The sequence below is a fragment of the Mesorhizobium captivum genome (assembly GCF_033977165.1).
GTDB lineage: Bacteria > Pseudomonadota > Alphaproteobacteria > Rhizobiales > Rhizobiaceae > Mesorhizobium > Mesorhizobium captivum.
In genome coordinates, this window is record NZ_JAVIJB010000081.1 from 1 (window position 1) to 7520 (window position 7520).

Genomic DNA, 7520 nt, shown 5'->3' on the forward strand with positions numbered 1-7520 from the left:
GGCCGCCGATGATGTTGCCGATGGTCATGCCGGCGCCGAACAAGAGCAGCACCCAGGTGACGGTCGCTGTCGACAGGCCGGAGACGTCGGTGAGATAAGGCTTGATGTAGGTGAAAACCGCGAACAGGCTGGCCGACGCAAGCGAGGCGATCAGCATCGCCAGCCAGACCTGTAATTTGCCCAGCACGCGCAGTTCGCCGAGCAGGCCGCCGCCGCTGGGTTCCGCGACATTCGACGGCACCAGCCAGGCGATGGCCGCCACCGAGATCAGCCCGATGCCGACGACGGCGAGGAAGGTGGCACGCCAGCCGAAAGCCTCGCCAAGCGCGGTGCCGGCGGGGACGCCGAGGATGTTGGAGAGCGTCAGGCCGGCGAACATCAGGGCAATCGCGCTCGCCCGCTTGTTGCGCGGCACGAGGCTTGCGGCGACCACCGAGCCGATGCCGAAGAAGGCGCCATGGCCAAAAGCAGTAAAGACGCGCGCCGCCATCAGCAGCCAGTAGTTGGGCGCAAGGGCGCAGAAGAGATTGCCGATGACGAACAGCGTGGCGAGGCCGACAAGCACCGGCTTGCGTGGCAGGCGCGCGGTTGCCATGGCGACGATCGGCGCGCCGAAGACGACGCCCAACGCGTAGCCGGTGACCAGCAGGCCGGCCGACGGGATCGAGACGCCGAGATCGGCGGCGACCTCCGGCAGGAGGCCCATGATGACGAATTCGGTGGTGCCGATGCAGAAGGATGCAATGGCAAGCGCTAGGATCGGCAGCGGCATGGAAGGTCCGGACTGAATCGGTTCAAGCCGTCAGACTGAGGGCGAATTCTGCTGGCGTGCAATCGCCATTGTTGCAATGCTGCATTGCAGAAATAGAAGAGCGGCCCTTTTTTAAGCGTCTAGGTCAGAGGCTTCAGTTCCTGGGCAATCGTTGGCAGAAGCTCCGAGACATTGGGGTGGATGTGCATGGCCCGCGCGAGCGTCGAGATCGGCGCCTTGGCATACATGAGGTCGAGCACGCAGTGGATCGCTTCGTCGCCGCCCGGCCCGAGCACCGAGCAGCCGAGGATCTCGCCGGTGTCGGCGTCGGCCAGGATCTTCATGAAGCCTTGCGTCTCGCCCTTCTCGATGGCGCGGCCGACACGGGTCATGGGCCGCTGACCGACGAGCGCTCGACGGCCGGATTTCTTCACTGCAGCCTCGGTCATGCCGCAGCGGCCAAGCGGCGGATCGATGTAGAGCGCATAGGCCTCGATGCGGTCGCTGACCTTGCGCGGATCGTTGTCCAGCAGATTGGCGGCGACGATCTCGTAGTCGTTGTAAGAGGTGTGGGTGAAGGCGCCCCTGCCGTTGCAGTCGCCCATCGCCCAGATGCCGGGCACGCTGGTGCGCAGCCGGTCGTCGACGACAATGTAGCCGCGCTGGTCGACCTTGACGCCTGCCTTGTCGAGACCGAGATCGTCGGTGTTGGGGACGCGCCCAAGCGCGAGCAGCACATGCGAGCCGACCGCCGGCGGCTTGCCGGCTGAAAAGGTCACAGCGATCTCGTTGCCCTTCCTGGCAAAGCCGATGTCGTCGGCGCCGACATGGACGGCAATGTCTTCGTTTTCGAGGATCGACTGGATCGCGGCCGAGACGTCCTCGTCCTCGCGGCCGGTCAGCCGAGGCGCTTTCTCGATCACCGTGACCTCGGAGCCGAAACGGCGGAACATCTGCGCGAATTCGAGCGAGATGTAGCTGCCGCCGACGACGATAAGATGGCTGGGCAGCACATCGAGATCCATCATCGAGGAATTGGTGAGATAGGGGATGTCGTGGACGCCGGGCAGGTCAGGCACGGACGCGCGGCCGCCGGTGTTGAGGAAGATCTTTGGCGCGGTGAGCAGGTCGTCGCCGACGCGCACGGTGTCGGCGGATTCAAAACGGGCATGGCCGCGATAAAGCGCGCAGCCCTTCATCCCGGCGATCCAGCTTTCGAGATTGCCGCGCGCGTCGTTCGTGACCTTGTCCTTGCGCGCCTTGATCCTTTGATAGTCGACACCGACGGGACCGGAAAGCGCGACGCCATAGTCGGCGGCGCGGCGGGCAAGATGCGCGGCATAGGCGCTCGCCACCATTGTCTTGGTCGGCATGCAGCCGGTGTTGACGCAGGTGCCGCCGATGAACTTGCGCTCGATCAGCGCGACATTCATGCCGGCGGCCTCGAGCCGGCCGACCAGCGGAGGGCCGGCCTGGCCGGCGCCGATGACGATGGCATCGAAAGCCTTCGCGCTCATCAGACCGCCGCCACGATGAGCAGGCCGCCGATGATCGCGACCGCGTCCTCGATGAAGGCGGCCGGCGGATCCTTGCCGAAGGCGGCAGCCAGCCGGCCACGCGCTTCGGCGCCGCCCAGCGTGCCGATCACCGCACCGATCGCGCCGGTGATCAGGCCGCCGATGGCGGCGCCCGCGGTCGCGCCTATGACCGCGCCGCAGAAGGCGCCTACGACGATACGGGCGCCGAATTGCTGCGGCACCTTGCGGCTCGGCGTCGACGGCAGCTGGTCGGCGATGAGCTCGACGATCGCTAGAATGGTGAAGATGCCGACTGCGATCCAGTGGCCCATGAAGCTCGCCCAGATACCGCCGATCGGCAGCCAGCCCAGCCAGGCGCCCCAGGCAACAGCCGCCGGCGCCGTCATGGTGCGCAGGCCGGCGACGACGCCAATCAGCAATGCAAGAAAGTAAAGCATGATCGACCCCCTCAAATTCAGGACCTCGCATGGCCCCGCGACAGCAGGCTAGCATAGGCCGGGCTTTTGGCCACGGCTTTTCCCTCGGAATGGATTGTGCTTTGGCAGCAGGCGGCATCGGAGGAGCGGACATGAAAAGCGAGCGCATGAAGATGGCGGCGGGCGAATGGTACACCTGCATCGACCCCGAGCTGGAAGAGCTGCGCGTTGCCGCCCGCGATGCGGTGTTCGAGCACAACAACCTGCCGCCCCGGCGGCGCGGCGACATCGGCCCGGCCTTGGCCGCGCTGCTCGGCGGCGCGGGCGAGGGGGCGCGCATCGAGGCGCCGTTCCATTGCGCTTACGGCTTCAACCTGCTCCTCGGCGACAGGGCCTTCCTCAATGCCGGCTGCACCATCCTCGACACCGCTCCGGTGCGCATCGGCAAGGGGACGATGCTCGGACCCAATGTGCAGATCTATTGCGCCGAACATCACCGCGAAGCCGCCGGCCGACGCGCCGGCCTGGAGATCGCCAAGGCGGTGACGATCGGCGACGACGCCTGGATAGGCGGCAGCGCGGTGATCCTCGCCGGCGTCAGCATCGGCGAAGGCGCCATCGTCGGTGCTGGCGCGGTGGTGACACGCGACGTGCCGGCCAATGCGACCGTCGTCGGCAATCCGGCGCGGGCGGTTGCACGCCGTTGAGGGCGACCTGAACGCTCCAGTATTTGTTCTTACGCAATTCCGGACGCAAATCCGCTCAGCACTTTTCCTGGAATTGCTTTTGAGAATTCGCGCCGATACTGCATGGGCGAGGTCTTGAGCCGCGCGGCGAAATGCTGGCGCAGCGAAGTCGCGCTGCCAAAGCCGGCCTCAAAGGCCACCATATCCATCGACTTGTCCGTCTGCTCCAGCAGCCGCTGCGCCAGCGCCACGCGCTGGTCGGCCAGCCAGCCGCCGAAGCTGGTGCCGTTCGTCTTCTGAAAGCGGCGCGTGAAGGTGCGGCGGGTAAGGCCTGCCGCTTCGGCGACGTTGTCCAGGCTGTGGGTTTCGCCAAGCGTTGCCCGCACGTCGTCGAGAACCTTGGCGAACCGGTCGACGCTCGGCGTCGGCGCGAGCGGGCGTTCGATGAACTGGGCCTGTCCGCCTTGCCGGTGCGGCGAGAGCACGACGTGGCGGGCGAGCCGAAGCGCTGCCTCGGCGCCGTAGCGAGCCCGCACGATGTGCAGACAGCAGTCGAGTCCCGCAGCGACGCCGGCGGAGGTGATGATGTCGCCGTCGTCGACATAGAGAACGTCAGGGTCGATGGCGATGTCGGGGTGAAGCGCCTGGAGCTGATCGGTATAGGCCCAATGCGTGGTCGCCTTGCGTCCCGCAAGCAGTCCGGCGGCGGCGATGGCGAAGGTGCCGAGGCACAGGCCAACGATCAGCGCGCCGCGCTCGTGCGCCCGTTCGAGCGCGTCCTTCAGCGGTGCGGCCAGAGGGGCCTCGAGATCCTTCCAACTCGGGATGATGACGATATCGGCCTCGTCGAGCGCCGAAAGGTCGTGCGGGACCGAGATGCTCAAGCCGGCGTCGGTATGAATAGGCCCTCGTTCGGCCGCGCAGACGCGGAAGTCGAAGCGCGGCAGGCCAAGCTTCGTGCGGTCGGCGCCGAATACCAGGCAAGGCACGGAGAGATGGAACGGGCTGATGCCGTCGAAAGCTACGGCGGCGATGATCGGATTGCGCATGGCAGACACCACTGGGTTAAGGTAGAAGTGTCCCAATTCTTTCGAATAATGTCAATCGGGCCACTTTTTGCGGATTGATGTTCGGCCTAACTTTGCGCCATCAACCCCGTTCGAAAGGAAAAGCCATGTCAGCACCAGCCACCCAGCCGCGCCGCGCGCTCGTCGTCGTCGATGTCCAGAACGACTACAACGGCGGCAATCTCGCCATCCAGCATCCGCCCTTCGCCGACAGCGTCGCCAACGTGGCGCGCGCCATGGACGCCGCGACGGCGGCCGGCATCAAGATCGTCGTCGTCAAGCAGATGGCGCCGGAGACCTCGCCGATCTTCGCCAAGGGCAGCCATGGCGGCGAGTTGCACCCCGACATCGCCAAGCGTGCCCGCGACCACTATGTCGAAAAGACGCTGCCGTCCGCCTTCACTGGCACGGATCTCGAGGCCTGGCTGCGCGCCAACCACATCGATACGATCGCGGTCGTCGGCTACATGACGCATAATTGCGATCTGTCGACCATCATCCATGCCGTGCATATGGGCTTTGCCGTGGAGTTTCTCTCGGATGCCAGCGGCTCGGTGCCCTACGCCAACAGCGCCGGCTATGCGTCGGCCGAGGACATCCATCGCGTGGTGAGCGTCGTGCTGCAGTCGCGTTTCGCCGCGGTACTCAAGACCGCCGAATGGATCGATTGCCTGAAGACCGGCGCCCTGCCCGAACGCGACACCATCTATGCGTCGAACCAGCGGGCGCTGGAGCGCAACGCTGCCTAAAGTGCGTCGCGGCCTTTCAGATTCGCTCCATGCGCTTTAGATTTTGATTTTACCCATGTCTTTGTCCCCGAAACCGGTCCCACTTTCGGGAGACATGCTTTAGGCCGGGCTGCCCCGGCACAACAAAGGCGCCGCAGCGATGCGGCGCTCTTCTTTCCATGGAGATGCTTCCAGCGATCGCGATTTATCGCGCCCGGCATTTCTTCTTTCGGGCAACTCGCTGCCCGAAAAACGCCCCGTCGATCACAATTTTTGCCGTCGTGTTGAAGCAAATGGAAACCATGCAGAGAGTGATGTATTTCACAGACGTCACCGTCGTCTTGCCGCAAAATAAAATTTGAGCTTTAATTCAAGTTCGATTGGTAGGCTGTGGGGGCTAGCAATTGAAAGCGCGGGTTGCACGAAATGCGGTGGCCGCGGCGTTAGTTTGTGTTGCGACAATCCTGCCGCGGCCTGCTTTCGCTCAAGTTCCCCCGCACGCTCCAGGGACAATCTGCTTTACTCCGAATTTCTGGTGTTGGGCGCAGCCTCCAGGCCCGCCTGGATCGCCCTGTGGATGCCCTAGTCCATATGGCTTTGTGCCTGGGTGGCTTGGCTGAGGAGGTCGCTTGGCGCAAACGACACAAGCCGAAAGCGTCGAGGATCTGCTCTTGGAAGCGGACCGGCTTGTCGCGGACGCGGCAAGCAAGGGGAGGTCGCGAAACGAGAAACTCATATCCGCGCGAGAAAAAGTTACGGCGCTTCCGGCGGAGCAAAGAAAGATTGATCACGCTGATGTTATTGCGCTGAAGGCTGAGATAGAAGCGGCGCAGTTATCCTTGAAGAGCGCTAACGACAACCTTGTCTCTCGAGGTATGGTCTATACCTGTATTTTTCTTTCAATGCTGCTCATGTTTCTGGTTGGATCTCTGTCTCTGGTATACAATAAGGGCGTCGCCTTGCTTTCAGAGGTGCAAACTTTGGCGGCACAGCAGCCGGACCGCCGATTTGGCCAGTTGGAGAGGCAGCTGCTTGTCGCTCAGGATGACTTGTTCTCTCCAGACCAGATGCAACTCGCGAGCCTTCCCGTTGAATTGGGTGGAAAGCCGGAAGACCCTAAGGTTCCAGCAAAAAGGCCGATCGACGAACTGGCGCGGGAATCATCCTACCTGACGCTGCACGAACTTCGCGATCTGAATTTCAAGCTGAAATCCCTGGAAACAAGAGTGGGCGACTTCGAAAATTTGTCAGCCTCGCCATTTCCGGGAGTGTTGAAGCTCGAAACCTTCGTCGGTACGGCGATGGCGAGCGGCCGGAATTTTGTCGGGGCATTCAAAACCGCGGACGTCACCACGGCCAGTCCGCCTTCACCTGAGAAGCCGGGCGGTGCCGGCAATGCAGAGGCCGCCAAGGAACCGCCTGCCGGAAACGACACCATGAACTTCTTTTGTCGGGCTCAACCGGCGGCGAAACTGGAAAACAAAGACGGCAAAAGCGTCGACGGCGCTACGACGCAAGCAATATCCCAGGCCGAACTTGTGACGCAAGCCTCCGCCTCTCAGGTCCTTGGAATGGACATGAGAAAGATTGTCGGTCAAGCCTGCAAGTATTCGCTGAACTATGTCTCGATGACGGTGCCATCGGTGGATTCGTGGGCTCTGAGGATAAAAGACGCCATCGATCCCTACGCCGTATGGATCTTGCCATGTCTTTATGCAGCCTTGGGCTCAATGATCTACTATATGAGACTTATTCTGGATACGACGCAACCAAATCCGCCGGTTTATCGCATAGCCCATCGTATGGCGCTGGCCGCGCTGGCTGGAATGATCCTGGCGTGGTTTTGGGGTCCGACGTTCGGCAGCAACAGCGAGTTCAAGTCCGTAGGTTTCGGCCTCTTCACTTTCGCCTTTGTGGTTGGGTTCAGCATAGACGTCTTTTTTGCGCTGCTCGATCGCCTGGTTTTCATCTCCACGAACGCGATCAGCAAATTCGGCGGGAATTAGCGATCGGTGAACCGCAAGGAACGGCAGCGCGAATTGCCAATTCGTGCTTCAAGCCAACGCGCCTTCATTGCAGTCGGTCGCCGGCATCGAGAAGGTCGGTTCCTCCTCAGTGGCGTAGAGAGAATCGTCCAAGCAAAAAGGGCGTCGCGGCATGGCGGCGCCCTTTGTCGTTGCAGTTCGAGCAATGCTTAGAACAGGCCTTCGATCTGGCCTTGCTCGTTGAGGAAGATCTTTTCCGAGGACGGCGCCTTGGGCAGGCCCGGCATGGTCATGATCTCGCCGCAGATGATGACGACGAAGCCGGCGCCGGCCGAGAGTCTCACCTCGC

General features: G+C 62.7%; 9 protein-coding genes. 4 read left to right on the forward strand and 5 right to left on the reverse strand.

Annotated elements, in window-relative coordinates:
* The 3 genes from RFM40_RS32980 to RFM40_RS32990 form a co-directional block, all read right to left on the reverse strand.
* Window positions 1–772: MFS transporter (locus tag RFM40_RS32980; protein WP_320279007.1), on the reverse strand; the 772-nt coding region annotated here is incomplete at its 3' end.
* Between the two features lie 119 nt (window positions 773–891).
* The gene (locus tag RFM40_RS32985) at window positions 892–2268 is read right to left on the reverse strand and encodes an FAD-containing oxidoreductase (protein WP_320230269.1); all 1377 of its coding nucleotides are present in this window, start codon (window positions 2266–2268) and stop codon (window positions 892–894) included.
* Window positions 2268–2726 carry a DUF4126 domain-containing protein gene (locus RFM40_RS32990; RefSeq protein ID WP_320230271.1) on the reverse strand — a complete coding sequence of 153 codons (459 nt, stop codon included), beginning with the start codon at window positions 2724–2726 and terminating at the stop codon, window positions 2268–2270. Before RFM40_RS32990 ends, RFM40_RS32985 begins: the two co-directional genes overlap by 1 nt.
* 131 nt (window positions 2727–2857) lie before the next feature.
* Between RFM40_RS32990 and RFM40_RS32995 the strand changes: the two genes are divergently transcribed.
* Complete coding sequence (locus RFM40_RS32995; RefSeq protein WP_320230272.1) at window positions 2858–3412, forward strand: sugar O-acetyltransferase; 555 nt, start codon at window positions 2858–2860, stop codon at window positions 3410–3412.
* Window positions 3413–3441: 29 nt separating this feature from the next.
* Here the strand turns inward: RFM40_RS32995 and RFM40_RS33000 are convergent, their stop codons facing one another.
* Window positions 3442–4440, reverse strand: coding sequence for a helix-turn-helix domain-containing protein (locus RFM40_RS33000; RefSeq protein ID WP_320230273.1), 999 nt, complete (start codon window positions 4438–4440; stop codon window positions 3442–3444).
* Window positions 4441–4565: 125 nt separating this feature from the next.
* Here RFM40_RS33000 and RFM40_RS33005 point away from each other — a divergent pair, with 125 nt between their 5' ends.
* The 3 genes from RFM40_RS33005 (at window position 4566) to RFM40_RS33015 (ending at window position 7192) form a co-directional block, all read left to right on the forward strand.
* Complete coding sequence (locus RFM40_RS33005; RefSeq protein WP_320230275.1) at window positions 4566–5207, forward strand: cysteine hydrolase family protein; 642 nt, start codon at window positions 4566–4568, stop codon at window positions 5205–5207.
* 158 nt (window positions 5208–5365) lie between these two features.
* On the forward strand, window positions 5366–5548 hold the full coding sequence (locus RFM40_RS33010) for a hypothetical protein (protein WP_320230276.1): 183 nt from the start codon (window positions 5366–5368) through the stop codon (window positions 5546–5548).
* Between the two features lie 267 nt (window positions 5549–5815).
* A complete protein-coding gene (locus RFM40_RS33015; RefSeq protein WP_320230277.1) occupies window positions 5816–7192 on the forward strand; it encodes a hypothetical protein in 1377 nt (458 codons plus the stop codon).
* Window positions 7193–7380: 188 nt separating this feature from the next.
* On the opposite strand, the gene RFM40_RS33020 is transcribed toward RFM40_RS33015, so the two are convergent.
* The coding region (locus RFM40_RS33020) for a formate--tetrahydrofolate ligase (RefSeq protein WP_320279008.1) at window positions 7381–7520 on the reverse strand (140 nt) is incomplete at its 5' end.